Raw genomic sequence first — 26,417 nt, forward strand, 5'->3', positions numbered from 1 at the left:
ATAACTCCTTTATTCAATCCTTTCTGGTGATTTGACCCACAAAATGGTTTGACGATTGTTTCGATTCGGGGCAATGATTGGATCAAAAATTTCTAGCAGGATGTCTCCGGACGTCTTTAATTTCTTTGGAAGTAAAACAGCTGGTGTGTCCGTGAAGCCTTTCTGGTAAATAATAACTTCACGACTTAAAACATTATAAGCTCTTGAAGGATCCCAATCTTCAATTCCTAAGATTAGTTGCTTAAGTCTATCCCCTGTATATAGCGAACTGTCATGGTTGTAATTCACATGACTCTTAAAATACAACAAGTAAGCAGGCATGATTTCCTCCATTTGATTCGGAAATCTGGCTGACTTAAACCACTTCAACTCCGACATCGGAGGCAACAAGCTTCGATTCGGATCATTCGGGTCCTCTAAATCGATAGCAATAAGCGCATCCAACTCACCGCTCCATAATCCATCTGGAGTATCAATTCTTAAATTATCCGGATTCCAAGCAGGGCCTTCACCATAAACCTCACCCCCGAACACCTTCGGCATAACCGTAAAAATATTAGTCTTATGCCACAGAATCTCAGCCCGACTAACGGCATATTTATCAACCGGAAGTGTGCCTCCGCCTCGAATCGTCAAGATCCGTTCAATCATCGTTACACTTTGGCTACGATTGGTAGGCTGCTCCTCACCCAACGTCCCAGAGTCATCCATCCCTTGCACAAGGCCCTTACTCGTAGCAAGATACAACCATTTCTTGTCGTCCTCATTAACCCCCCCTATCGCACGTGCCGCAACACGTGACATTTCGGTACGCGTCATCGGCGTATTCCAGTCACCGGAATTGAAGTCCGTCCATTTATGTACGCCCGCACTGACTGCTGCATTAGCGAATGGGATGTACCAATCAGCACCCTCGACTTTACCGCTAACGCTCAGCTTCAAGGCTGTTACGGTCATCTTCACGAACTCAGCTCTAGTTACACTCTGATCAGGACGAAAACTGCCGTCTTCATAACCATCGACATACCCTTTGAGCAGGGCGGATTGGATAGCTTCATTAGCCCAGTGACCGCTTATATCATTAAGCGACCTCGCACTAACAACTGGCGCCGGATCTGTAGCGGAGTAAGAAATAATCTGAAAGGCACCAAAACCAACAATCACAACCACCCAGGCAACCGTCATCTTTCGAACAAACTTATTCACTTCATTCACTCCCACCAAAAGATTAGTTTCCATTTGCAAACAGTCTCCTTATTTCTTGTATCACACTCCTATCCACACGTCCACATTTTTCCATATCATCCACCTGAAACTTACACACAACAAAAAAACCGCCTAAAATCCACATAAATAGTGAATGATAGGCGGTGCTTCCGCTCGATAAGTTTTAAGTTATTGTATACAAAAAATACCATAAAGCGACAACAAGGTCAATACTTTTTCGCTCAGACGATTGAGTTAGTCCCTGCAGACATACTCTATTATATTACTTATTGTAACGATCGTAAGCTGTTTTATATACTTTCAAATAGTCGCTCACACCCATATTTTTAACGGTTGTGACGTACTTGTCCCACTCGGCAAACGAAGTTGCGCCGGTAATAAACTTCGCCTCCATCTCTTTGATGTAGGTATGAATGTCATTCCCTTTTGTACTCAAGAATTCTGATTCTTGTTCTGTGAAGTTGAAGTTGTACCACAACTCCTTGATCGCGTGGGGCTCAGCCTTTTTCCCGGCTTGGACGGATTCCGGCAACGTTTCAGATCCTTTGAAATATTTCTCCTGTACATAACCTGGGTAGCTTCCGCCCATCCACGTGACATATTTCGTCAACGCTTGGTCCATTGTCAGCCCGCTAGGGTTCTTCTTGATTTCATCGATGAATTCAAGCTTACCATCCGCAGCTTTTGTATAGCTGACACCCTCTTTGCCCATGAAATAAAATGTTGCGCCTTCATCACCATAGAAATGGTCCATCCACCGAACGGTTGCTTCCACATTTTTGTTTTTGTCTGTAATGACAAACGCACCTGGCCATACCATTGGTACCTTAATGTGCGTATACAATTGATCGCCGTGCGGTCCTTTTAAGGCTCCCAAACCGAAATAACCATCCCCATTAAATTGCGTTTTCGGATTCGGATTGATCGTTGCCCCAAGCACCCCTTTGCCGCCTTTGGCATAAAGCTGATTGCCCGTTTGGGTGAAGACGTCCTTATCAATCAGCCCTTCCGAATACAGCTTGTTCATGTATTGCAGCAATTCTTTGAAGTTCTCGGTTGTACGGAAAAAACGCAATTCATTCGTCTTCGGATCGATGTCCACATGTTTGTGCCCGAGTCCACGAGTTCCTAAGCCCCAAGCTCCCATTATTTGTTCCATCAACGGGTTGATGCCGGTGCCGCTATACGGGATTTCATCAGCTTGGCCATTGCCGTTCAGATCCGTTGTTTTGACAGCTTTGAAATAAGCGTACAATTCATCTGTCGTCTTCGGTTCCTTCATGTTCAGCTTATCCAACCAATCCTGCTTCACCCATAGCGGGGTTCCGATCAGCATGGGGAGAAACTCCGGACTGTAGAAGGATGGGAATGAATAGATGTTGCCATCCGGCATCGTCAACGCTTTACGAAGATCGGGATATTTGTCCATCAGCTTCTTCAAATTAGGTGCATAACTGTTAATCAGATCATTCAGCTTGACGAATACGCCTTGACTGCCATATTTCATCAAATCAGCTGCAGGCACTCTGGCCGAATACAGCACGTCTGGATAGTCGCCGTTCGCCAGCGAAAGGTTCCGTTTCTCTGTCAAGTTCTCGAATGGTACGGTTTGAAAATTCACCTTAATGTTAGACATTTTGGCATACTCGCTCCACACGAGCCGATCTTCGAATTTATTGCTGCCATTCGTAGCAGCCAATCCAGTGAAGAATGTCAGCTCAACTGGCTCTTTGACGATTGGCATGCCCGCTTTGTTGACATTTTGCACGACTCCGCTTTCTTTATTTGGTGCTGCGTTAGAACCCCCATCTGTTCCCTTAGCCGCTCCACAGCCTGCCAGCAGGCTAGCTGTAATGACCGACGATACCGAAAGTGCTGTCCACTTTTTCCATCTCATCTTGTGATTCCTCCAGTTTCATGTATGCTATCTATGCCAGAAGGGAGGTTACCCCTTAATAGCCCCAATCATAACGCCTTTGACGAAATACTTTTGCAAGAACGGATAGAGCATCAGAATAGGCAGGTTGGCCACAACAACGACGGCATACTTGACCGCCTCCTGATCCAAGAGCGTCTTAGCGTGAGAACTGTCGCCCGCATTAACCATTTCCTCCATTTGACCTTGGATCAGAATTTCCCGCAGAATAAGCTGCAGTGGATAATCGGCACGATCGGTCAAATAGATCAGTGCGTTGAAATACGCATTCCAATGCCCTACGCTATAAAATAAAGTCATAACTGCCAAAATCGGCATCGATAGCGGCAATACGATGGTCCTCAAGATGCGCATCTCCGAGCAGCCGTCAATTGCGGCAGCTTCCTGAATTTCGTTCGGGATGCTTGATTGGAAAAACGTCCTCATAATGATGATGTTATAGACAGATACCGCGCTCGGTATAACGAGTGCCCAGAACGTATTCGTCATTCCAAGCTCTTTGACAACCATATAAGTTGGCACTAATCCACCGCCGAAAAACATGGTAAACACCATGATCCCCATCAAAAGATTGCGTCCGCGAAAATCACGCTTCGATAACGGGTAGGCGGCCATGACAGTCATGACCAGATTAATTGCGGTCCCCAGAACGGTATAGAAAATCGTATTGCCATAACTATTCAGCAGCTCTTTATTCTCCAATACTTTGTTGTATCCCGCGAATGTAATCTCCTTCGGCAGCAGCCACATGTCCCCGTTCAGAACAGTAGCAGGATTGCTGATAGATGCGCTAAGGACGTAGAGAAGAGGATAAAGTACGATAAGCGATATGATCGCCAGCAGTGTTATATTGATCGCATCGAACCATTTGTCCCCATAACTTCGGGTTTCCATTGATGTACCTCCTTCTGAAAACAATTCTATGGAAATCCTTCTACCAAAGGCTGACCTGATTAACTTTTCTCGCAATTCGGTTGACCGTTATTAACAGAATGAAATTGATTACGGAATTGAACAGCCCCACCGCGGCGGAAAAGCTGTATTGCGCTCCTAAGATCCCGCTCCGATAAACATAGGTCGAGATGACGTCCGAACCTTCCAGATTGAGCGAGTTCTGCATCAGGAACACCTTCTCAAATCCGACACCCATCAGCGATCCGAAATTCAGGATAAGAAGAATGACGATCGTCGATCGGATCCCAGGCAAGTTCACATGCCAAATCCGCTGTAGTCTCGAAGCCCCGTCCACCCTGGCAGCTTCATGCAGTTGGGGATCGATTCCGGCCAGAGCGGCCAAGTAGATGATAGAGCTCCACCCCATCTGCTGCCAAACTCCCGAGAAGACGTAAATAGACTTGAACCAACCAGGCTCTGTCATGAAGAAGATTGGCTCCCCTCCAAACGCTTTGATGGCCATATTGACCAATCCGCTATTAGGAGACAAGAACATCATGAGCATGCCAACAACTACGACAGTGGATAAAAAATGAGGTGCGTATGTAATCGTCTGCACGAATTTTCGATAGCCCTTCAATCGAACCTCATTGATCATTAGTGCGAGTAAGATCGGTACTGGAAATCCTACCGCCAGCTCGTACAAGCTAATGCCGAGCGTATTTTTCATCAACCGCCAGAAAAAGAAGCTGTCAAAAAACCGTTCGAAATGTTTGAAGCCGACCCATGGACTCCCCCATATTCCCTTAGTTGCGATGAAATCTTTGAAGGCGATCTGAACGCCATACATCGGCCAGTAATGGAAAATGATAAAGTAAACAACAACTGGAGTAACTAAGAGATACAACTGCCAATGTTTGCGAAGCGCCCTCATCCCTGCGCCTTGTCTCTTGTTGGGAGCGGATGTGAATTGTCGTGCTTGTGCTTGTACTTGTGTCTGTGTCTGTGCCTGATCCAACATACTCCCCCATTTTTAATTTAGTTAAGGTAACTAGCGAAATATTGTTTCAGATCTAATAGCAAGAATTCTGTAACATTGTTTCGATCCTTTAACCATGATACTTATGAATTGTTAAGGGAATGTCATATTCAAATGAAGTTCATGTAAAGGTCGAGTTCCGTCAGGCCAAACCATTTACAATAGAAAAAAGCCTATAACTCTCCTCCATAAGGTGTGAGTCATAGGCTTTTGATATTTCCTCTTAATCCAATCTGAATCCCTGCTCTTCTAAATAGTCCTTCACATAGGGTCGAAGCTTCCGCTTGAACTTCTCTGCCATCTCAAGAGACCACGTCGTATCCCGCTTGCCTTGCGTTCGCTCCATATAATAATCGCGAATTCGCTTATCATACTCATCAATGCCTTCGACAACTTGCTGAGGTATCTGGTATGTATTCTCGTGTAATATAGCTGACGTACTCAATCTGGGCTTAACGGCAGGATCTTGGTCAGGGTAGCCTATACACATCCCGAAAACAGGATAGACAAGCTCGGGAAGCTGCAAGAGTCGAGACACTTCACGAAGATCGTTGCGTATCCCTCCGATATACACGATTCCGAGTCCCATTGCTTCTGCCGCAGCCGCCGCATTCTGAGCAGCCAGTGCAGTGTCTACTGTACTGACAATGAAATTCTCCATGCCATCGGATATCATCTCTGCGTTATTCTTCTCGTTCGCCAGTTTGTTGCGATATAGATCTGCGCACCAGACCAGGAAGAGCGGACATTGTCCCACATGCTGTTGATTACCTGTAACAACCTGAATCGCACTTCTAATCTGTTGGTCGGTTACGCGAATAACGCTGTAGGCCTGAACATTGCTGGAGGTTGAGGCCATTTGGGCTGAATGGAGAATGGCCTCCACTTGCTCCTGAGTTATGGGGTCCGACTTGAACCTCCGTATAGATCTATGAGATTGAAGCCTGCGTATCATTTCATTCATTATTCCCCGCTCCTTTTATCGAAACTATACAAGGAATGATCCTTATGCTTGACCTTATTATGAAGCTTTGAACAATCTGGTGCAAGATAGGAGCTAGGTTGAGCCGGCACTATTCGTATGCTTCTTACTTTCGTGGTTGTATTTAAGTCGCTTTACCAAAATAAGCTATATTACTAAGAATTAAATGTATCATTGGACGAATCTGGAATCTAATAGCCTATACAACAATCCCAAACTTTCATAAAAATGGACAAATTATCCCGAATTTAGTCCAATAGCCAATAGAAGATTGGTAATTTCAGAGAAATTCGTCCATTTGGCACAAATAACCCATACCAAAACAGTCTATCAGAATCCACATGATCGTCGATCGCCTCTGCATTTAGATGTAGTGTCCTTAAATGCCGTCAGTCTAGCACAAAAAGCTGGCTATTTGCCAGCTTTTTGGTATTTGCTTCAAGAATTGTTGTCAAAGGCATTTACAAATTAATAAGTAATGTTCAACTCATCTATCCACGCCCTCCCTGCAGCAGATGGATTGTCGTGAGTCAATATGACCTTTAGTCTATCATTGTATGCGGTAGCTGTAGTGAACGTCGTAGTAAAAGTCGCCCAAGAAGTAGAAGAAATGGTTTGATCAACTAGTACAGTATTTGTGGTGGTGTTGATGATCTTAAGCTTGCCACCACTGTTTCCGTCCACTTTACTTGCAAAATTAACCGTATATAAAGCATTTGCTCGATAACCCAACCAAGTATAAGATAACTCCTGACTTACACCGTCGCCAGAAGATTCTAGAAGTAACGAATTAATCCCTGCAGATCTGTCTGTAGTGTCAATGACTGCATTCGCAGGAGTCGTTGATGTACTGCGCACCCAATAGCGGGGAAGCGTAGAATCCCACGTGTCCGCCGTCTCGAACCCAGCGTTCGCAATCTCTCCATCTGACAGTGATGGGTAAGCATGAATGTCATCGAATCCGATTGATGAGCCGGCAGGCGTCAATGCCGACGTGTATAGACGTATCCTTACATCATGTCCAGCTTCAGGAGTTGTTACAGTGAACTGACTTCTAGTCCAACTGGTATTCGAAATAATCAATTGTCCAAGATTAGTCGATGTGGTGTAATCATAGACTTGAACTCTGCCGTTAACTGTTCCGTACTTTTTGCTTAAGAAGGAGAGGGTATAAGGTGTATTCGGCTCATAATCTTCCATTCTCTGCTCCACAATTTGCCACGAAGTACCGTTTGTGGTAATTAATAAGGATGAATCATTCATTCCTGGATCAGTACCCGTTAACGCTGCAGTATCTGAGGTCGATTGAAATCTCGTCCAGCTCTGCGGCAATGTAGGATCTAATGGAACCGCCTGCTTAAAGTCATAATTCACTAGTTTGTTTCCGCTCCATTTGGCAGTCCCTGTAGCCATTACAGTAGCACAGCCATCTACTTCGCATACTGCATTTGTAATATCCCTAACTAACGGATCGAATTCAGCAAAATGAGTCCAGAAATGAAATCGGTTCGTATTCGTTTTGTCAGTAGTAACTCTAGGCTGCCTCGAATTGTAATACGAAAGTACAGGATCCGCAAAGCTCTGATTCCACATCACGTCGGTGAAGGTTCTTGTTATTTGGGCCAAATCATCATAGGTAAAAACTTGCCCTTGATGGTAAGCCTCCATTACCCCCGCCATCGTCAAACCTGCATGAGATATATCTTCTTGGGTATAGCTTGAATAATGCCCGTTGTCCCACTCACCCAAATTGTCCCAATAGTTCCACAAGGAAGCATCCGTTTCCAGAGTTGCATTTAGTGGATGTGCGATTAGTGTACCTTTGAACGCACGCGACATGTCGTTAGCCCTACTCCAATATAAGGAGCGATCCGCTTCGAAGGCAGTTACCCCCTCTGTAGCATCGTAGAGTAAATACAACATCTGAGCAAAAGCTAAATATTGATTGTGCGGCAAACTGCGTCCAGGGAACAATTCCGTGCTAAAGCCCTCTGGGAAAATATAGACGCCTGTGCCATTGTTCAACCCATCTGTTCCACTAATTTGCTTCCAATAAGGCTCCCATTTATGAAACAAATTATCCGCAACAAAATCGCGATAGGTCTGAGCCTTTATTAAATAAGCTGCGTGCAAGGAAGGATCTGCAATCACTTTATTAACAAATCTCAACACAGGAGACATGATCACCCCTTCATGCACCATATGCTCCCATTGCTCACCGACTTCAAAGGAATCGACCCAAATCATATGCCCTGCTGTTCCAGAAGGAATGGACACTTCGACAATCAGATCATGTCCGGCCGCTGGTGTTTGGAACACACCGTTTACAGCGGTCAGCTTATCCGTATTACTGAAGCTCCAGCTTCCAAGTGTTGTAGCCGTCATGTTGTCGTAAACACGAATTTGCCCGATTGCACCCATATAAGCTTTTCCGTTGAAAGTAATGCCGTATTCTACATTTGGTCTGTAATTATGCAGTTGTTGATAAATCACTGGTGCTGTAGAGTTTATTTAGGAAGAATAACAAACAAGTCCTCACCATCGATTTCCACTGGATATCCCCTTAATTTCGTTGCCGAATCGACCAATAATGCTCCATTTGTCAGATCGAATTCCCAACCATGCCATGGGCAGCGCAAAATCTGATCTTCCATCCCGTACTTGTACTCATACACGAGGGAAGGGAGTCGCGTTCCGCAGACCGTTCCCTTGCATATTTTTGCCCCTTGATGAGGGCAAAAGTTGTTCCATGCATACCATTTACCCTGCACATTGTACAATCCGAACTCAATACCCACAATTTTAAAAATCTTGCTTTTCTTTTCCTGTATATCAGTTGTTTTTCCCACCCAATGCCTGCTCATTCATCTTCTCCCCAAACATTCTCGGGGGATTGCTCCGACTCTTTGGCCATTTGTTCGGCCAGTTCAATAGAGATTTCGCCCTTTCTCTCAGGTCTCGTATGCAACCCGTACAATTCCGCTGCAGTTCCTGCTAGAATACGCTGTTTCATTTCTTTTGGCATTCGTGGTAGGGCCATTCTTGGATTATCATTGTCCCAATGCGGGTAGTCCGATGAGAACATTACCGTTTTCTCTGCCTGTATCATGTGCAGGATCTGCAAAAAATGCTCAGGATTATTCGGTTCTTCGACAGGCTGGGTCGTTAAGCGAATGTGGTCAATAATATATTCCGAAGGAAAACGTTTCAGCCAAGGCGTGGATTCACGTAGTGCCTTAAAGTTTTTATCCATTCTCCACATTAAGTGCGGCAACCAGGAAATACCTCCTTCGATAGCCACAAATTTCAGCTTCGGGAACTTCTCGAACACTCCTTCGCATACTAGGCTGTTCACATGTGTCATATAGTTGGTTGGCAAAATATTATGCCATTCCATATATCGGGTTGGGTAGCCTGATGGCGTCGGTGCTCCCGAGATTCCCTTACCTTCCGTACCAGGATGGACGGCGACGGGAAAACCGCACTCTTGTGCAGCGTCGTAGATGGGATGATAAAAGCGTTGTCCATAAGGCATACGGGCAGCGCTTGCCATTAGCACCTGGACCATACTAGGGTTGGATGAATGACGTCGGATTTCTGCTGCAGCAGCGATTGGATCCGATGCATTGATGAAAATGGACCCTCTAAATCGGTTGCTCACATTTAGCCACGTGTCAATCATACGGTCGTTGCATGCGGCAGCAAGTACATTTCCATAGTCTGGATCTGGATCCAGTGAAAGGCCTAGAACACCTGAACCAGTGAGAATTGCATAGTCAATTCCGTATCGATCCAAATGATCGCTAATTAGAAACTGTGGGTCGCTACCAGGGGCCCCTCCTTTGTCTGGAACTGCATCCTTGCGGTTTGTACCTATGGATGAATAGTACTGAGCGCCATAAGGCAACCCAACATCGCGATATCTATCATGCCACGCCTTTGGTAAATAGGGCTGTAACGGTCCTATTTGGTTATGTACATCCGTATCAATCAGGACTGGTGTTTCGTTCATGGTTATGATTCCTCCTAAATCTAAATCTAGCTTTTTTCATCCAAGTGTGTTCAATTATTAATATTAATGGTTGATGTTTTATCGCTGCACCGTTATTATAGCGTTGATTAGGGTTGCCATTCCATGAAATATCCTCTATTTTATTTGTACAATCTTCTACTCAAATCGTAGTAGTTTTCCGAGGGGTGAGACCATATGAATCCGCCTAATGCCGTGGCTGATTTTGATTTTACTATTACAAATCTAGAATATGTCGTTGAGGTCCAATCGAATAAACCCGTGGAAGTGCATCCTCCTAAACCGCCGGACAATTCGAATGAGTATGTCCTCTCCCTTACAACCCAAGGAACTACAAATTATATGGTAGGCGATCAGCATTATACTATCTCCACCGGGGATGTTCTGTTTTTCCCAAGGTACTTCCCCCGCATAAGAGAAAGACAAGAATCGGGTCAGTGGAAGCATATCGTGGTTCTATTCCATCTTCAATTTAGAGATGAGTCACATAAGACTTCGCTTGATAAGCTTAATCATGTATTCCAAAACTTAGATCAAACCCGAGTCACTTTCTTGTTTCAAGAGCTCCTTCAGGCTTGGGTAGGAAAACAGCTGGGACATTTGATCCGCAGTCGCAGCCGCATTATGGAAATATTGCACTTATTAATTATTGATTCTCTGGAGCACAAAACCTCTCACCTACGTATGGTAGAGATGCTGATCGGATTAATGGACTCTAATGAACAAAAATTTTATTCGATTGAGGAATTGAGCCGTGAAATTGGCATAAGTCCATCGTATTTGTGCCTGATCTTCAAAAAAACAACAGGTGTAACGACGATCCAATATCAAAACCGAATAAAGATTGGGAAAGCATGCGATTTATTAAAAAGCGGGGAATACAATATAACCGGTGTAGCTGAACGACTGGGATTTAAGGATATTTATTATTTTAGTCGATTATTCAAGAAAATTATGGGGATAACACCTTCCGCTCTATTGAAGAAAATCTAGGAGATTAGTAAGTTAAGAATAACCTGATCGGAAGTCCACCGATCAGGTCCTTTGCCGTTGAGTTCAGTTAGGCGGGTGGAAGGGCAGGCAGATGGGCTCCAATCGCTGTTGTACTTGAATCCTTTTATTATATTTTTTATGGTTAGCATTCAAGAACAAAGGCGAACGCTGACGCTTTTCCACTCCATCAGCCTGCCCCCTTTTGTGCTCTTCTCTGTTGAGGAGTTAGGTTTCCGTACGCTTCGCGTCCGGTCGCCCAGCCGTACATCCTCAGGTCCAATATCCGTATTCATGCACTCCGCCATCCACCACCACAACTCTGCACATCCGAATTAGAACGAGACAGTCTGCTTCTTGCAGGTAACACCGAATTTATACTCTATGTGAGATGTGTCTGTATCTTTAGTGTTAAGAACAGGTATCCACAATACTGCCTTCTGATGTTGGAGAACAAACGAAGTGTCAACGGTCACTAACACTTCATCATCAGTAAGGCTCAATCCTGTTATGCGAATGTTACGCCTTGCTCGTTCCCAATCATTGATTTCCTTTCCCGTCATAAAAGTAAATCCATTTTCACTGGCAGTTCGAATCACAGTACGTAGTGCTTCTCTAACGGTAGATTGATTGTGGATATGCAATGGATGGAATAAGAAATGAGCCACTCCGTTCACTCCCTTAGCTTGCTCAAGGAAGGAGACAAGAAAATTACCGTCAGAAATCATAGCATGGTCCATATGATCCTGGATTAAGAAGCCCATTTCAAGTACATCGTAGGAACGATTCTGTTCCTCTGCATACGCAATCGGGAAGTAGGGGTGGCAGGTTCCAAACAGATAGCCAACGTTTCCTTTCTTACTAGGTCCCCGAGTCTGATCGGCTTGAACTCCATTTCGCTCACACCACTGGAATAACTCGCCCCATCCTTCGAAACGAGTGTAATGGTTCTTGTTAGATGAGCATTTCTCCAAACCTGTTGCCTGCTTCAGCCAACTCAGTTGGCGGGCAAATTCCTCCTCGCTCCATTTGCCATTCTGATCTTCCATAGCGTTATAATGGAGAGCTAGCTCATGCCCATCTGCAAGCACCTGTTCATTAATGTGAGAACTGTAGCCTGGTTCCAACATACACCAAGTGCTCTGCACATTGTACTCCTTCAAGATGGCAAGTGTCGTAACTGCGGAATCGTCGACGTTACGATCGCTATCGTGAGAAATCATAGCTACTTGCTCAATTCCATCCGGCCAATATCCAACGAATGGTAAGGTTAGTCCGAGCTTAATAGTCTCCCTTAATAAATGGCCGATGAAAGCTTCCTTCCATAAGTCGGAGTATGGATGGGGGAAATAAGAGGCTCCCGTTAATGTCTTGATGCGATCCAAGTCCCAATTCAGCTCGAAGCCATCATCCGCCTTTAATATTTGGTCATCGAGCGCTGCTGTTCCATCAGGAGCAGGGATGCCGTCCCGGATGATTGGCTGTGTGCCTTGCTGTAGACCTACCCAAGTGGCAGGCAAGTCTACTGCCCAGCGATGAATAGCCCCTAGACCTATGGAGAAGAGTTGCATCACGGCACCTATTGTTTCTCCATCTAGCGAAGGACTTGACTTAAGCACGCCAAGGGACTCTACATCAATTGGAATGGCTGTATCAATGGCGTGGATGCAGTTCCATATCGTTGCATTCATATAGCGTAACGGTCGTATATCTCCCATTGTACTTGGTAGCATCGCATATCCTGGTCCGGTTGTTGGATTAATCTCGCAGCCAAGGCGGTTGGCGAAGCTGTTTAGCCCTGCGAAGGTAATCAATAGTCCGCCACCTTCAGCATAAGTCCATAGGATTTCATGCTCAGATGAATCTGTCGAAGCAGGCTCTAATGCTACAATAACAACATCACACGAGACAACCTCCTCCACAGAATGTAGCAAGTGAAACGGAATACCTGCGTGCTCCAAAACTTCAATAATAAACTTTTCAAACACATTTTCATTCTTAGACCAGCGTGCTTGAGCTGCTTTCCTATCAAGTAAAACGCCTACATTTGCTATTTTTATCATCCGGATCTCCTTAAGTGAATTGGAATGAATTTAAATAAATAAAGACTTCCCCCAACGTGCAGTGAAAGTCTTCATTCATTTAGGTTACTTATCCAAGCCAGCAGCTTTTACTTGCGCATCATAAGCTTCGAAGAGCGCATTGCCGTTATACTTCGTCATTAATTCTTCACGATAGGCCGGCCAGTTCTTGCCTGACTTATCATCGAAGATCGCTTTCGCTTGCAATTCACGTTGGCGATTTCGAAAAGTACCCAAGTCAAAGTCAGTAGGCGGAAGTAAACTCGTTCCTAAATAAGGAGCCGATGGAATAGATGCAATTGTTTTTGCAATCTTACGGTCACGATCGGTCTCATTCGCATTAATAACAGTCAAGCCGAATATCGCAGGTGCTTCTGGTGTAAAGAAATCCCATATGGTCAAGAAATCACCTTTAGCTGTGATATCCGTTTTGATAGCTTCAAGATTGAGGATAATTGTTTTGCCATTCTTGGTGTAATGCTTGTTCTCCACTCCATAGTGGGTTAGGAGGTAGCCCTCCTCAGTAGCCAACCAATCCAAAATTTCTACAATACGGGTAACTTTCTCAGGAGATTTTTCAACAATGTTCTTATGGAATAGAATGGGTGATCCCGGTGCTATACCAGTTGAAATGTTTTGGCTGCCGAATGGTGTGAATGGAACCCAATTTGCATTTGGAAATAATGCTTTCGTTTTCGACTGAATGCTCTGAATATTCGAGTCATATGCAAAATCTTTGGTTGCACCCATTATCACTCCAGCTTTTCCTTGTGCTGCTCTGTCGATATGCTGTGGGGATTTACTCAGAAACCACTCCGGATCAACTAAACCTTCAGCAATAACCTTGGAAATATCATTTAAAACTTGTTCAACACGCGGATCTGTTTGCATATCGATGAACTTTCCGTTTTGAAGGGTAGTAGCGTAAACAAGCCCTGCCTTCCAATATTCGGGCCATTCAAGTCCAATTCCATTGCCACCTGAAGCTGTAGTGAACCCGAAGGTATCTTTCTTACCATTACCATCTGGATCATTATTCGTGAAAGCCTTAAGGACGTTATAATATTCATCGTAAGTTTTTGGAATCTCCAAGTTTAGCTTGTCTAGCCAGTCTTTACGGATATACCAAGTGCGGTACAAATCTTTACTATAAGGTGCAGGAGTACGCACTACTTTCCCTTGAATTTGATAACGCTGAAATGTAGTCTCATCAACCCAATATTTGAAGTAGTTGGGCATCGTTTTGGGATTGATGAAATTGCCGATCTCACCCAAAACGCCATCCAAAGCATATTTTTGTCCGCCATCACCAGTTACATCACGCCACATATCAGGTGGGGAGTTTGCAGCTAACTGTGCATTCAGCTTATTAATATAATCTTGGCCAGCTGGCATGTACTCTACCTTAAGCTCCACATTGAATTTCTCTTCAATGGTTTTCTTCACGAAGTCGTCAGCATTCCCTGGAAGCTGTGCATTGGCAGGACCTTCAATCATGATACGAAGATCAAGCTTCTCTTTTTGTGGTGCTGTTGAAGCTGTGGCTGCTCCATCCGTTTTAGCAGATGTTGGTGTGGGTGTTGCTGACGAGTTGCTCGTACCCTCGTTTGAGCCGCAAGCACTAATGACAACAGCGGCGAGTGTTAATGTGGTAAGCGCTTTCCACTTTGACCTAATTTCTTTTTTGTTCATCTGGTTGTTCATCCCCCTTTAATTTTTTTCTTAACTTTTTGCTACTAGATGCATTTATAGTAATGCAGCTGTTTAATCTCGACAGCGTTATTATATCGTTGCTTAGGATTACCTTTCCATGAATAATCCTCTATTTTATTTGTACAATCTTCTACTCAAATGGGACTGAACAATTCAAATGTAGTTTAAATAAGCCGCATATTATCGGGCCGCCTTGTACATGCCAATTGAGGTTTGGGGAGATATCGTCAGTATTCGTTCGCCAATCACATTCGCCCATCGCTGCCACTCGTTATTCTGATAATCATATCTATAATACTCTTCATCCCTCACTGCAATCGGTTGATTTCCCGCAATTCGTACAGATCCAGGAGGTAGTGGCGCCTCAATGGGCTCTGTTCCTCCATAATTCCATATCCACAGCTTATGATCCACTTGACCATCTGACTGAAGAAGATAATTCTCAAGAAGAAGCACCAACTTATCGTCCGCGTAATACACCTGCCCTGGAAGCACCCTTTTCCGGCCTGTTTGGCTCTCATAATGGGTTATCGGCCTTCCATCCCCCTGTGTTGTAGTGTGAAAGGTGCCACTCTGTACGGGGTAAACGGTCATTCTATAACTCATATACCCATTACTTGTTCCAATTACGGCTGAGCGCAAATGTTCCGAAATGGCTGGCTTTGCAAGTTCCTCATACACAAGGTATTTACCACGACCTGGCCTTTATGATCCTGTGTTTCTTCATACGTATGTGTCATCACATGAAGCTGTCCTGCATGCCGATCGTAGGTTACTGAATGATAACCACCCTCATCACCGTTTCGTTCCATTAGGATCCGTCGCTCGCCAGTAGAGATTGAATATTCATAAATGGTTCTATAATCCGCATATAAAATTCGGTCATTGTCGATCCATTGAACAGGTGAGCCTTGCTGTAGGATGTTGAGATAGACCGAAGTTTCGATAAACCTAGGTGCCTGGCCTCTCTCTTCCAAAACTATCCCATAATAATAGCCATCCCCATCTCCATCTGGACGTCCGATTGCTGCTGTGCCGATATAACGATTGCGATCCGGAGAATAGATGATTGTTTCGTAGAACGTATCCCTAGGTGACCAGCCTATCTTCTCCCCAGTACCGACATCCCTCCATACACCCGGTTGAACCCGATGAACACCTAGATTCCAGTCGTATACAGCCGTATAATTTCCCCTTATTGAACGAAAGTCAATTAGACTCACACTATTTTCTACCCGTTCGTTCCCACCCATTAGGCCATCAGCTAATTCAACCCGATACCGTCTACTATCCAACCATTCTCCCTTTGGCATTCCATTCACTATGGCTTGATCCATTTCTTCAGAAAATGACAACGTCAAGTGTGTTTATAGATTGGATACCACAACAGCTCTCAGAGCAGGGTTCTGCTCGGGGTTTCCAGCTAAAACTATGGATTCATTATTAAAACGTGTAGTTTCAACCGTTAATTGAAGCGGTTCCGCCTTCATAATCCGAATAGGCGGGATATCTCCTATTGTTACCGTAACAACATTGTCCATCCCGGTAAACCGCAGAACGGCACCCATCTGATCGCTATATAGTCTGGTCTGAGCATTACCCTCCATAGTTATCTTCGAGAGTAAATGTTTCTTCTGTAGCCTATCCCCTTCAAGGAGATCCAGTCGAATACTGAACTCCTCCATATGACGCACGATCGAATAGGGCTTATCTGTCAAGTCACTATTGTTAACAGTTCGGAACATATAGCCCACCGTTTCATTGCTTTGCCCAAACGAGATTTGTCGCAAGGAGCTGCGTAAGCTTAGCGGTTGGGCGGTTGGAGTTAAACTTGGAGTTGGAGCTGGACTCGGAATTGGAGCAGAAGTGGGAGTCTCCTTTGGTATAGTTAAGGCTAAATTATCAGTGTTACTATTAACAACCATGTCATCTGTTTGAGCTTCATCCTGGCAGCCAACCAACAATAGCAAACTAACCATCCCAACAATCAGATAAGTCCAGTAACGCATATACTTCAGCCCCTTAATTCAAACAAGATTTTAATGTTATATTTTACCATTTACAATTTAGACGATTAAAACGGGTCAAAAGTTTCTCGGTTTAGTATTGCATATTTATTCATTATTTCGTATATTCATTTAATAATCTTATGGAATGATGGTGATCCTTGTATGCATGATGATGAGATATTAACCACTGAGCAGCTACTAACAATAGCTAGAGATTCGATCCTATTCACGGCAGTAAGGCCTGAGATCATTATGGAACGCGGTGAGGGAATGTATTTATGGGACACGGAGGGTAAGCCATATCTGGATTTTGTAGGAGGGTGGGCGGTCACTTGCTTAGGTCATTCACCTAAAGTCATTCAACAAACACTGAGTACACAGGCTGGCAAGCTCGTAAATACGAGCCCGTCTTATTACAATAAACCTCAATTAGAGTTCGCCCGCCGACTAACCGAGTTATCCGGCTTCGACCGTGTATTCTTTGCGAGCAGCGGTGCTGAAGCGAATGAAGGGGCGATTAAATTAGCCAGAAGGAACGGAGTCCGCAATCTGGGCGGCGCTTATGAGATTATTACGACTCTGAACAGCTTCCATGGCCGTACGCTCGCCACGATGTCAGCAACCGGCAAGAAGCATTGGGAGAGCTTGTTCTCGCCCAAAGTGCCCGGCTTCATTCATGTCCCCCTGAATGATATCGAGGCGTTGCACGCTGCAGTTAACCCGAATACGTGTGCGATAATGTTGGAGCTTGTACAAGGGGAAGGCGGTGTACATTGCGTTGATCAAGAGTATGTAACCCAGCTTCGCAGGATCTGTGACGATACTGGAATCATGCTGATATTCGATGAAATCCAGACCGGGCTAGGCCGCACAGGTAAGCTGTTCGCTAATGAACATTACGGCATTCAACCGGATGTCATGACGTTGGGCAAAGGAATTGGAGGAGGTTTCCCTCTCTCAGCACTGCTGGTAAAAGAATCGTTCAACATCTTCGAGCCAGGCGATCAAGGAGGGACTTATTCGGGGCAACCGCTCGCTATGGCGGTTGGGCTAGCAGTTGTGAATGAGATTGTTGCTAAGGAGCTGTCCGCACAGGCAGAGCAGCAAGGCAAATACATCCTTGCTCATCTTCACCAGATAGCGGCACAATACGGTTTGAGTCGGATACGCGGTAAAGGATTGCTGCTGGCATTCGATCTTCCCGACGAGAATGGCCATGAAATTGTGGCAGAGTGTCTGAAGGCAGGACTGCTGATTAACTCGCCGAATCCCCGGTCGATCCGATTGATGCCGGCGCTGATTGTGTCGGAGAAGGAAATCGATACGATGTTCCAGCTGCTGACCCAGGTTATGGATCAACATGATCTCAAATCATCTCTAACTCAACAAACCTTGTGATTTAACTATATAATTCTTGATATTCTGTAGGCGTAAGGCCTGCATTTTTCTTGAAGGCTTTACTGAAAGAATGGATGGATTGATAGTGCAGCAGCTCCGCAACCCGGGTGACCTTTTGTCCGGACTGCAGCAGGTTCATGGCCTTGAGAATGCGCCTTCGACCCCAATAGTGCTGCAGTGATACGCCCATTTCCGTTCTGAAAACATGGGATAACCGGGAGTGACTGTAACCGAACGCAGCCGCAATTTCGCTAAGTTCTTTCATTTCCAGCAAACGTTTATCTATATACCGTACCGTTTCGAAGGCCAGCTCCTTGGGGTTATCCGAACGGTCGGGTCGTTTGAATATCTTCTCCTCTTGAGTGCTGTAGGAGCGATGAACGATTACGGTGATCTGGCTTACCAGGCTTTCCGCCATCAGGAGTGCATGACTGTTCCTGGCGTCTCCCAGCTCATCAGCCAGCTCCAGCAGGAGACCTTCCATCTTACCCTTATCGCTCCGAATTCTTTGGTCCAGAGGTAGTTTCTCTAACGAAGCAGGGATCAGCATAGAAGCTGCAGCCTCCGAGTATCGAAAGCGCAGGGACAGCAAACGAAACGGCTCCTGCCCGGAGCTGCTGATATCCCAGTTGTCCTTGGGATGGCTTGCAAAATATTGCCCTTCTTGAAACAAAGCCGCTGACTTGTTAAGAGTAAGCTTCCCGCTGCCCGTAACCGCGTAATGGAGGCCGCAGTAAGGTGCCGCACCTTGAGAAGGCAGCAATTCTGATGTAAAGCTGCAATCCCGGACTTGTTCCAGCACATATCTACCTAATGACATAGGCTTCTCCAAGTACGATCTATCGTAAATAAGTCCAACGTTCTCAGAAGAGCTGACACAGATTGGCATGGCTTTCGTCCCCCGTTCTTAACGCGTTTATTCATCTTTATTGTCCCTCGGGAGCAGCATGAAACGTAAGCCCATGAAGTTAAGAAAACAGGGAAAATATTAAGGTTTTGTGAAAAATACTATGGAAATAAAAATCCCCTTATGGGAGCAAGAAGGTTCATCCTAACGATGTTCCAGTCTTAGCTGCCTTAAGGGGCTGATCTTATTTCTTGGATTTGGTGTACCAGTCGCTCAAAGCGGTGTGAACTTCCGTACCACCCTGGGACTTCCATTGCTTAACGAAGTTGTCATAACCGTCCAACTTCTCAGCGCCGGCAATAACCTTGATGATATAGTCATTCTCAAGCTTGCCCAGCTTCTGCATATTGTTACCAACAACAGGAAGCGGAGGTGCAAGAAGTGTCGGGTCTTTTACAGATATCGAATTCTGCTTGTTGATTTCTTCGAACGCTGCGTACATAGTGTTGTCTTTTCTCACACGTACCAGCCATTGCTCTTCGAACGCTTTTGAATCTGTACTAGTGATAAACCAGTCTGCTTGTCCGCGATCATCATTAAATTTAGGCAGGATCGGGAACAGTTTACCAGATGCGTCTTTCTTGTAATGTTCATTTTCAATACCAATAGCCAGTTCTTTGAATAGAGTCGGTTCAACTTTCATGTTCAAGTACTTCATGGCTTCTTCTTTATGCTTCGACGACTTCGGAATGGCGATATACCAGCTTACACCTCCGCCTTGAATCCAGTTGGCAGCTTTGCCGTCTTTACCCTTCAATGCAGGGATAATCGTAATTTTGGAGCCTGGAAGGTTTTTCTCCAGTGCGTCTGTAACGGCCACCGCTACGCCCCAACCATAAACCATAACTCCCGCTTTACCGGTTGAGAACTTTTGCTGCACGGTAGCAGCTTTATTAACAGGCCACTCCTGATCAATCAGACCTTCAGTATACAGCTTGTTCATGAAAGCAAGGTATTCCTTCATGCCCGGATCGTCAAGACGGTGAATCAGTTTGCCGTTGCTGTCTTTCCAAGTCGTAACGACTCCGAATGCGCCTGCAATCTCAGTTACGATACTTTCATAACCTGTGAAAGGAATAATGTTCTTCTTTTCTTTGATTGCTTTCAACAATAGGTAGAACTCATCAATCGTTGTCGGGGATTTCATTCCCAGCTCATCAAGCAAGCCTTGACGGATTGCAAGAGAACTGCCGTTGAAAGCACGAGGATGCATTTCAGGTATTCCGTAGATCTTGCCATCCACCTTAGCGTTCTCTATAGCAGCTTCTGGGTTAGCCTTAACTAGCGCCTGGCCATGCTTTGCTAGAAGATCGTCCAACGGCTCGAGTGCACCTTGTGCAGCCAGACGGTTGTACTGGGAACCGGATAGCTTCAAGATATCATAAGGCTCTTTATTAGCCATCAAAAGATTCAATTTGTCATCGAAGTTTTCTAAAGGCAAAGTTTCATACTTTACTTTATAACCTGTTTTCTCTTCCAGGAACTTAGCAACCGGATCCAAATTCGGATCAAAATTTCTTTGGAAGCCAAGTTGTCTGAGCTCGGGTTTGACCGCTGGTGTAGATGTGCCGCCGCCGTTACTGCCCGATTCCGTACCGCTTCCGCCGCCTCCGCAACCAGCAAGGAGTGAAAACGCTAACACCAAACTGATGATACCAACCTTCTTCATTTAAGTCATCTCCCCTTTATTCTAATGCTTAATTGTTAATCGAATGTAAATGTAACATGTAGTAATCGAAAAGTATTTGTTCCAAGTCACTCCGTTTGTTGTCCTAAGTCTGCATGGACCTATTCCAGTTCTTTATTAAGGCTATCATACAAGACAGCGGGAATGACAATTCTAACTGTCGTGCCATGGCCAAGCCGGCTGTCGAATGTCAGCCCGTATTGTTCCCCGAAGTACAGCTTGATTTTCTCAACCACATTCCAAACACCGTATCCTTTTGTATGAGGCCTTAGTGTTAATTTATCTATCTGCTCGGCCTCCATACCTACACCGTCATCACTAACAGTCAGCAGAATGGTTTGAAGATCGGGGAGCATCTCGACTTTGATTATGATTATCCCCGTCTTATCAGGCCGCTCCTGGATGCCATGAAGGATGGCGTTCTCCACCAGCGGCTGAAGAATCAGCTTAACGGTTGCGCATGACTCCGCATACGGGTCCGTCTCAATCCGGTAATCAATCTTTCCGCCGAAGCGTCTGGATTGAATGTCCAGGTAGATCCGGACATGCTCCAGCTCATCCCGTATAGTGATAACATCCTTGCCCATACTTAGACTTAACCGGAAAAACTTGGCCAATTGGGCGACGACTTCACTTATGTCCGGCGCATTGTGCTTCATCGCCTGCCAATGGATCATATCGAGTGTATTGTATAAAAAATGCGGATTGATCTGTGCCTGCAGCGCCTTTAACTCAGCACTCTTCTTCAGGACCTGCTCCTGATATTTCTCTCGTATCAAGCTCTGGATATTGTCGCTCATTCGATTCAAATGATTCTGCAGCACCCCGATCTCATCGGAGCTGCTCGGAGGCGGATTCTGTTCCCACTTCTCATCCTCAATCTTGCGGATCTGCACAAGCAGGTCGCGAATACGCCGCGTCATCCCGTTAGAGATCCACAAGGCCGTTGGGATAGCCAGCAGGACGACAATTCCAAGGACGATAAGCAAAGATCGGGCCAACTCACTCGTCTGCGCTAATATTTCCTCGTTCGGAATAATCGCAACAAGACGCCACGCCGTCCCCTCGACGTGTTTTTGAGTGACAATGTGAGATTGGCCTGCAATTCTTATGTTCTCTGTTCCTTCGTTTTGCTCCCATAACCTGGCCGGCATCGTATTCATGGAATCCAGAGGCTTTCCGAGCTTGGTTTTGTCCAATGCCGAGATTACAGAACCATTGTTATCAATCAGATATACCGATCCGCTGTTTGTAATGTCCGTCCTCTCGATGATTTGGCTGATCATTTGCTCATCGATGTCCAACACTACAACACCAAGGACTTTGCCGCTTACTCCCCCATTCTGAAGAGGCCTTACACACGAAATAATGTTGGCTATTTTCCTCTCGTCCCCATAGTCGTGCTCATAAGTGGGCCTGCAATAAATGCCGTCAGTATTGGAGAGCATGGAGCTATACCAATCGGACTGCACGATTTCGGACATATTCATGATCGTTCTGTTTTCCCGTGTATAGATAGCTTCGTTCTGTGCATAGACCCGGATACTGAATATTTCCCTGCTGCTGGTTTGCACCGAGCGTATGATCTCCAGCAGCTTATGATAATCGTCGATTTGTTCCGCTAACTTATAATCCGGACCTTCTTTGGCCAGTGTCTGGTTCAACTCCCTGTTCAGGAACAGGATGCTGGAGACATCTTTGATACTGTTCAGCTTATAGGTAATGAACGTGTTCGCTTGTTCGAAAGACTTCTTGGTAGATTCAACTACCCTCTCCTCGATCATACCTGACGTTTTGTAATAGGCCAGACTAGTAAGGGTCAGGACAGCAAGCAAGATAAGCAGGACATACGACAGCAACAGCTTATATTTGATTTTGAGATTATTGAAAAAACTTCTTATTGGAAGTATGGGTTTCATATGGTCCGTCTCTCCATCATTTCCCGGTATTCCGAAGGATTAACACCGGTCTGCTTCCGGAACACTTTGGCAAAATAGTTCGGATCTTGATACCCGATCTTATTAGCGATCTCATAGAGCTTATATTTACGGTCTCCGAGAAGCCGTTTGGCTTGTTCGACCCGGAACTGTGTAATATAGTCGTTCATGGAAATACCCGTTTCCTTCTTGAACAAGATGCACAAATAAGTAGGAGCCAAATATACATGCCCTGCAATAGCGGAGATGGAGACGTCATTGCTGTAATTATCATGGACGTACCGGATGATCTCCCGAATGACCGACTTCTCCGTGCCTTGCTTGTGCGGCTCCAGTGATTCCTGAATAATCTCCAGTCGTCTCATCATGAAATTCCGGATGGTATACAGCTCCCCTGTAACGAATACTTCCGACCAAAGCTCATCCGCCTCGAATTCCCACATTGCCTCCGGGTAATGCTTGGTCATGGCGGCATACCAACGAAACAGCTTTTTGCGCACCGCAGCTACTTCCAAGGTCGGGAACAGAAGCAGATCATTAACCGTTTGATCCAACACCTCGATCGCTTCATTCATTTTTTGCTGCATCAGCGCTTCCTCATATCGAATGAACTGCTGCTTATCGAACAGCAAGAGCTTATTTCTTCCAGGCTGAGCGAGCTCCCGATACCAGAAAGACATGTTCCAGCCTCTATAAAACTTATATTGAAGGGCTTGAACCGCTTGCCTATACGATATGCCAAGAAGGGAGAGGTTAGGAACGGCCTCACCGACTGCCGCAGCTACTCCCCGATCATGCTCACCCTTTGCTTTTCCAGTCAACTTATTCAGCCACAGCGCCAGACCGTCCATATGACGAACGGATTCTACTGCTGCACATATAACACCTGTTCCGTCCCATTCAGCAGCCAGTACATGCAATCCCTCCGCCTTCGCAGTTTCATGGACAGTTTCATGCCAATCCTCCCACTGACCGGCCGACTTCATTCTAAACACACAGCAAATGACTTTGCCTTCAACCGGAAAGTGCTCATCGATCCGTTTAAGCTCCATCTGTACGGCCTCTCCATCGACTTCTTCAGGAGAAGAAATGTCAACGAGCTTCCTCAATAGATGAGCCGTTAGCTGCGGCTTGCTGCGATCGAGCTCTTCCGCAATCAGAACATACAGGTCTTGCTGCTGTCTGGATTCCACAATTTGCTGGGCTACTTGGGTCAAAAGCGTCTCCAGCTCCGTTATTTGTACGGGTTTTTCCAGATAATCCACCACATTAAGCTTGATCGCCGATTTCAAATATTCCGTATCCGAATAACCGCTAAGGAAGATCAGCTTACAGTCAGGAAGCAATGTTTTGATCCGGGAAGCCAGTTCAATTCCATCCATTCTTGGCATGCGTACATCGCAAAGAACGATATCCGGCCTAATCGATTCGATTCGCTCCAATGCTTCTATTCCGTCTTCCGCTTCTCCCGCCACCTCCAGTCCGAGTTGATTCCACGATACAAATTCCCTAAGGCCTTCTCTTGTCATAAATTCATCGTCTACCAGCATGACCTTCAGCATATGTTGAAATCGCTCCTTCCTGGATAGGGATTATAAAATGAAAACAAGCCCAGGCAAGGCTAAACCCATAAATTGGGATAGCCTCACACGGACTATTCTAGTTAATCTGATCGTTGTTAACCTTTGACGGAACCTACCATAACGCCTTTAACGAAATGCTTTTGCAGGAAAGGATACACCAGTAGAATCGGTACCGTTGCTGTAATAATCGAGGCGGCCTGCACCGCTTCGGGCGTTTTGTTCAGTTCTGCGCTGACGTCGATCTCACCTGACATCTTCAACACTTCATTGGTAGAAGCGATGAGCTCCTTCAAGTAAAGCTGTAGCGGCTTCAACTCCGGGTCGGTGATATACACCATTGCGGCGAAGTAGCTGTTCCATTGTCCGACGGCGTAGAACAAGCCAACCGTAGCCAGCACCGGCTTGGACAAGGGGAGTACAATACTTAATAGTATTCTTATATTGCTGGCTCCGTCAAGTTTGGCCGATTCCTCCAAGCTCTCAGGCAGCGCCTCGAAGAAGTTTTTGACAATTAGCATATAGAAGACACTGATCATGCCCGGCAGAATCAAGACCCCGATCGTATTGACCAGATTCAGGTTTTGCATAAGCAGATAGGAAGGAATCAAGCCTCCATTGAACAGCATCGTGAACACGTAAAGAAGCAATATCGGCTTTCTCCACTGCAAACCTGGCTTCGACAATGGATAGGCGGCAAGTGCGGTCATGAACAAAGCTGCAAACGTGCCTACTACTGTGATGAAAATGGTGATTTTGAACGAGTTAAGGAACATTTTATTGCCCATTACTAATTTGTAAGTGCCAAGCTGGAAGTCGATCGGAAAGATTGTGACGATCCCGGACACAACAGCAGCCTCACCGCTCAGAGACTTGGCAATAACGTTCAGGAAAGGAAACAAGGTGGTCATCCCAAGCAGGATAAAAAAAGCATAGTTCAGCACAATGAACACGCGTTCGCCGAACGACTCTTTGATTAGGTTCCCGCTTTTTCTAGCAGAAGAGTGGGTATTCGCCATTACCAGATGCTCCTTTGCATATATTTTTTACTCAAATAGTTGCCGGTAATAACAAGAATGAAGCCTACAACGGATTCGAAAAGTCCAACTGCTGTGGAGAAGCTATAGTCGGATGCGCCTAACCCGACCCGATATACATACGTTCCAATAACATCCGCAACATTGTAGACAACAGGGTTATACATGACTAGAATTTGCTCCGTACCTGCCTCAAGCATATTGCCTAATCGGAGAATGAGCATCAGAACGACTGTAGAGGCGATCCCTGGAAGGGTAATATGCCACATTTGACGAAACTTGTTCGCACCGTCCATCTTGGCGGCCTCATACTGCTGCGGATCGATACCTGCAATAGCAGCCAAATAAATAATCGTTCCCCAGCCTATTTCCTTCCAGCCTTCTGTCACGACAAGCAATGGACGGAACAGATCCTGATCCATAAAGAAAGGGATAGGACTCCCGCCCAACTTTACGATCACGGCATTGACAATCCCCCCGTTAAGCGAAAGCATGTTGATGAACAACCCGCTCACGATAACCCAAGAAATAAAATGAGGCAAATACATAACGGACTGGATTACTCGTTTGAACATCATGACACGAAGCTCATTAAGCAGCATAGCCACGATAATCGGAGCCGGGAATAAGAATAACAACTTCAGCACGCTAATGATAATCGTATTGCTTACTACGCTTAGAAACTGGTCGTTAACCATAAGTTTTTCGAAATGCTTCAATCCGACCCATGGACTATCCGATATTCCCCTGAAAATACTGAAGTCCTGAAAAGCGATAAGCAAACCGTACATAGGGGTGTATTTAAATAAAAGAATAAAAGCAAGCCCGGGCACGAGCATTAAGTACAAGTCCCAATCTTTACGAACAGCCTTTATCTTGCTCGGCTTGGGATTATGGACTTTGGCCGCCGGTTTCGATGACGGGGTTACTGTATCCATGTAAGTGTCTTCCTTTCCATTAAAAGATTGTG

Annotated in this window: 21 protein-coding genes; 2 read left to right on the forward strand and 19 right to left on the reverse strand. The window is 45.3% G+C overall.

Annotation, left to right across the window (positions count from 1 at the left end):
- Positions 1-9: 9 nt before the first annotated feature.
- The 8 genes from AC58QD_RS25325 to AC58QD_RS25360 all read right to left on the reverse strand — a co-directional run bounded on the left by AC58QD_RS25325 (position 10) and on the right by AC58QD_RS25360 (position 10,090).
- Positions 10-1,239: an S-layer homology domain-containing protein gene (locus AC58QD_RS25325; RefSeq protein ID WP_497337811.1), complete on the reverse strand. Its 1,230-nt coding sequence runs from the start codon at positions 1,237-1,239 to the stop codon at positions 10-12.
- A 250-nt stretch (positions 1,240-1,489) separates the two neighbouring features.
- Positions 1,490-3,124, reverse strand: coding sequence for an extracellular solute-binding protein (locus AC58QD_RS25330; protein ID WP_497337812.1), 1,635 nt, complete (start codon positions 3,122-3,124; stop codon positions 1,490-1,492).
- Positions 3,125-3,172: 48 nt separating this feature from the next.
- The gene (locus AC58QD_RS25335; protein WP_497337813.1) at positions 3,173-4,057 is read right to left on the reverse strand and encodes a carbohydrate ABC transporter permease; all 885 of its coding nucleotides are present in this window, start codon (positions 4,055-4,057) and stop codon (positions 3,173-3,175) included.
- Positions 4,058-4,097: 40 nt separating this feature from the next.
- Complete coding sequence (locus AC58QD_RS25340) at positions 4,098-4,991, reverse strand: ABC transporter permease (RefSeq protein ID WP_497337898.1); 894 nt, start codon at positions 4,989-4,991, stop codon at positions 4,098-4,100.
- Positions 4,992-5,319: 328 nt separating this feature from the next.
- Positions 5,320-6,060, reverse strand: a complete 741-nt coding sequence (gene nfsA, locus AC58QD_RS25345; RefSeq protein WP_497337814.1) for an oxygen-insensitive NADPH nitroreductase — start codon at positions 6,058-6,060, stop codon at positions 5,320-5,322.
- Positions 6,061-6,546: 486 nt separating this feature from the next.
- Positions 6,547-8,499 (reverse strand): hypothetical protein, encoded by a 1,953-nt coding sequence (locus AC58QD_RS25350; RefSeq protein ID WP_497337815.1) that lies wholly within the window; start codon positions 8,497-8,499, stop codon positions 6,547-6,549.
- A gap of 86 nt (positions 8,500-8,585) precedes the next feature.
- Positions 8,586-8,942 (reverse strand): Rieske (2Fe-2S) protein, encoded by a 357-nt coding sequence (locus AC58QD_RS25355; protein ID WP_497337816.1) that lies wholly within the window; start codon positions 8,940-8,942, stop codon positions 8,586-8,588.
- Positions 8,939-10,090 carry an amidohydrolase family protein gene (locus AC58QD_RS25360; RefSeq protein WP_497337817.1) on the reverse strand — a complete coding sequence of 384 codons (1,152 nt, stop codon included), beginning with the start codon at positions 10,088-10,090 and terminating at the stop codon, positions 8,939-8,941. Before AC58QD_RS25360 ends, AC58QD_RS25355 begins: the two co-directional genes overlap by 4 nt.
- Before the next feature lie 195 nt (positions 10,091-10,285).
- On the opposite strand from AC58QD_RS25360, the gene AC58QD_RS25365 reads away from it, so the two are divergent.
- A complete protein-coding gene (locus AC58QD_RS25365) occupies positions 10,286-11,101 on the forward strand; it encodes a helix-turn-helix domain-containing protein (RefSeq protein ID WP_497337818.1) in 816 nt (271 codons plus the stop codon).
- A 332-nt stretch (positions 11,102-11,433) separates the two neighbouring features.
- On the opposite strand, the gene AC58QD_RS25370 is transcribed toward AC58QD_RS25365, so the two are convergent.
- From AC58QD_RS25370 to AC58QD_RS25390, 5 genes are all read right to left on the reverse strand, one after another.
- A complete protein-coding gene (locus tag AC58QD_RS25370) occupies positions 11,434-13,161 on the reverse strand; it encodes a polysaccharide deacetylase family protein (RefSeq protein WP_497337819.1) in 1,728 nt (575 codons plus the stop codon).
- An 84-nt stretch (positions 13,162-13,245) separates the two neighbouring features.
- On the reverse strand, positions 13,246-14,871 hold the full coding sequence (locus AC58QD_RS25375; protein WP_497337820.1) for a type 2 periplasmic-binding domain-containing protein: 1,626 nt from the start codon (positions 14,869-14,871) through the stop codon (positions 13,246-13,248).
- A 201-nt stretch (positions 14,872-15,072) separates the two neighbouring features.
- Entirely contained in the window at positions 15,073-15,486 is a 414-nt protein-coding gene (locus tag AC58QD_RS25380; protein ID WP_497337821.1) for a hypothetical protein, read from the reverse strand.
- A gap of 32 nt (positions 15,487-15,518) precedes the next feature.
- Positions 15,519-16,187, reverse strand: a complete 669-nt coding sequence (locus AC58QD_RS25385; protein ID WP_497337822.1) for a hypothetical protein — start codon at positions 16,185-16,187, stop codon at positions 15,519-15,521.
- A gap of 72 nt (positions 16,188-16,259) precedes the next feature.
- On the reverse strand, positions 16,260-16,901 hold the full coding sequence (locus AC58QD_RS25390; protein WP_497337823.1) for a hypothetical protein: 642 nt from the start codon (positions 16,899-16,901) through the stop codon (positions 16,260-16,262).
- A gap of 162 nt (positions 16,902-17,063) precedes the next feature.
- Here AC58QD_RS25390 and AC58QD_RS25395 point away from each other — a divergent pair, with 162 nt between their 5' ends.
- Entirely contained in the window at positions 17,064-18,299 is a 1,236-nt protein-coding gene (locus AC58QD_RS25395) for an aspartate aminotransferase family protein (RefSeq protein ID WP_497337824.1), read from the forward strand.
- A 1-nt stretch (position 18,300) separates the two neighbouring features.
- On the opposite strand, the gene AC58QD_RS25400 is transcribed toward AC58QD_RS25395, so the two are convergent.
- From AC58QD_RS25400 to AC58QD_RS25425, 6 genes are all read right to left on the reverse strand, one after another.
- Positions 18,301-19,119, reverse strand: a complete 819-nt coding sequence (locus tag AC58QD_RS25400; RefSeq protein ID WP_497337825.1) for a helix-turn-helix domain-containing protein — start codon at positions 19,117-19,119, stop codon at positions 18,301-18,303.
- A gap of 271 nt (positions 19,120-19,390) precedes the next feature.
- Positions 19,391-20,875 (reverse strand): extracellular solute-binding protein, encoded by a 1,485-nt coding sequence (locus tag AC58QD_RS25405; RefSeq protein ID WP_497337826.1) that lies wholly within the window; start codon positions 20,873-20,875, stop codon positions 19,391-19,393.
- A 119-nt stretch (positions 20,876-20,994) separates the two neighbouring features.
- A complete protein-coding gene (locus AC58QD_RS25410; protein ID WP_497337827.1) occupies positions 20,995-22,812 on the reverse strand; it encodes a cache domain-containing sensor histidine kinase in 1,818 nt (605 codons plus the stop codon).
- Positions 22,809-24,392, reverse strand: a complete 1,584-nt coding sequence (locus AC58QD_RS25415; protein ID WP_497337828.1) for a response regulator — start codon at positions 24,390-24,392, stop codon at positions 22,809-22,811. Before AC58QD_RS25415 ends, AC58QD_RS25410 begins: the two co-directional genes overlap by 4 nt.
- 116 nt (positions 24,393-24,508) lie before the next feature.
- Entirely contained in the window at positions 24,509-25,429 is a 921-nt protein-coding gene (locus AC58QD_RS25420; protein ID WP_497337829.1) for a carbohydrate ABC transporter permease, read from the reverse strand.
- The gene (locus AC58QD_RS25425) at positions 25,429-26,385 is read right to left on the reverse strand and encodes an ABC transporter permease (protein WP_497337830.1); all 957 of its coding nucleotides are present in this window, start codon (positions 26,383-26,385) and stop codon (positions 25,429-25,431) included. The genes AC58QD_RS25420 and AC58QD_RS25425 overlap by 1 nt, the downstream gene beginning before the upstream one ends.
- Between the last annotated feature and the right edge of the window lie 32 nt (positions 26,386-26,417).

Source organism: Paenibacillus sp. J2R1T-4 (assembly GCF_059692235.1).

Bases quoted from the DNA above. Each gene is read 5' to 3' on its own strand.
- AC58QD_RS25325 (WP_497337811.1), bottom strand. From the start codon at position 1,239: ATGGAAACTAATCTTTTGGTGGGAGTGAATGAAGTGAATAAGTTTGTT.
- AC58QD_RS25330 (WP_497337812.1), bottom strand. From the start codon at position 3,124: ATGAGATGGAAAAAGTGGACAGCACTTTCGGTATCGTCGGTCATTACA.
- AC58QD_RS25335 (WP_497337813.1), bottom strand. From the start codon at position 4,057: ATGGAAACCCGAAGTTATGGGGACAAATGGTTCGATGCGATCAATATA.
- AC58QD_RS25340 (WP_497337898.1), bottom strand. From the start codon at position 4,991: ATGAGGGCGCTTCGCAAACATTGGCAGTTGTATCTCTTAGTTACTCCA.
- nfsA (WP_497337814.1), bottom strand. From the start codon at position 6,060: ATGAATGAAATGATACGCAGGCTTCAATCTCATAGATCTATACGGAGG.
- AC58QD_RS25350 (WP_497337815.1), bottom strand. From the start codon at position 8,499: ATGGGTGCAATCGGGCAAATTCGTGTTTACGACAACATGACGGCTACA.
- AC58QD_RS25355 (WP_497337816.1), bottom strand. From the start codon at position 8,942: ATGAGCAGGCATTGGGTGGGAAAAACAACTGATATACAGGAAAAGAAA.
- AC58QD_RS25360 (WP_497337817.1), bottom strand. From the start codon at position 10,090: ATGAACGAAACACCAGTCCTGATTGATACGGATGTACATAACCAAATA.
- AC58QD_RS25365 (WP_497337818.1), top strand. From the start codon at position 10,286: ATGAATCCGCCTAATGCCGTGGCTGATTTTGATTTTACTATTACAAAT.
- AC58QD_RS25370 (WP_497337819.1), bottom strand. From the start codon at position 13,161: ATGATAAAAATAGCAAATGTAGGCGTTTTACTTGATAGGAAAGCAGCT.
- AC58QD_RS25375 (WP_497337820.1), bottom strand. From the start codon at position 14,871: ATGAACAAAAAAGAAATTAGGTCAAAGTGGAAAGCGCTTACCACATTA.
- AC58QD_RS25380 (WP_497337821.1), bottom strand. From the start codon at position 15,486: ATGACCGTTTACCCCGTACAGAGTGGCACCTTTCACACTACAACACAG.
- AC58QD_RS25390 (WP_497337823.1), bottom strand. From the start codon at position 16,901: ATGCGTTACTGGACTTATCTGATTGTTGGGATGGTTAGTTTGCTATTG.
- AC58QD_RS25395 (WP_497337824.1), top strand. From the start codon at position 17,064: ATGCATGATGATGAGATATTAACCACTGAGCAGCTACTAACAATAGCT.
- AC58QD_RS25400 (WP_497337825.1), bottom strand. From the start codon at position 19,119: ATGTCATTAGGTAGATATGTGCTGGAACAAGTCCGGGATTGCAGCTTT.
- AC58QD_RS25405 (WP_497337826.1), bottom strand. From the start codon at position 20,875: ATGAAGAAGGTTGGTATCATCAGTTTGGTGTTAGCGTTTTCACTCCTT.
- AC58QD_RS25410 (WP_497337827.1), bottom strand. From the start codon at position 22,812: ATGAAACCCATACTTCCAATAAGAAGTTTTTTCAATAATCTCAAAATC.
- AC58QD_RS25415 (WP_497337828.1), bottom strand. From the start codon at position 24,392: ATGCTGAAGGTCATGCTGGTAGACGATGAATTTATGACAAGAGAAGGC.
- AC58QD_RS25420 (WP_497337829.1), bottom strand. From the start codon at position 25,429: ATGGCGAATACCCACTCTTCTGCTAGAAAAAGCGGGAACCTAATCAAA.
- AC58QD_RS25425 (WP_497337830.1), bottom strand. From the start codon at position 26,385: ATGGATACAGTAACCCCGTCATCGAAACCGGCGGCCAAAGTCCATAAT.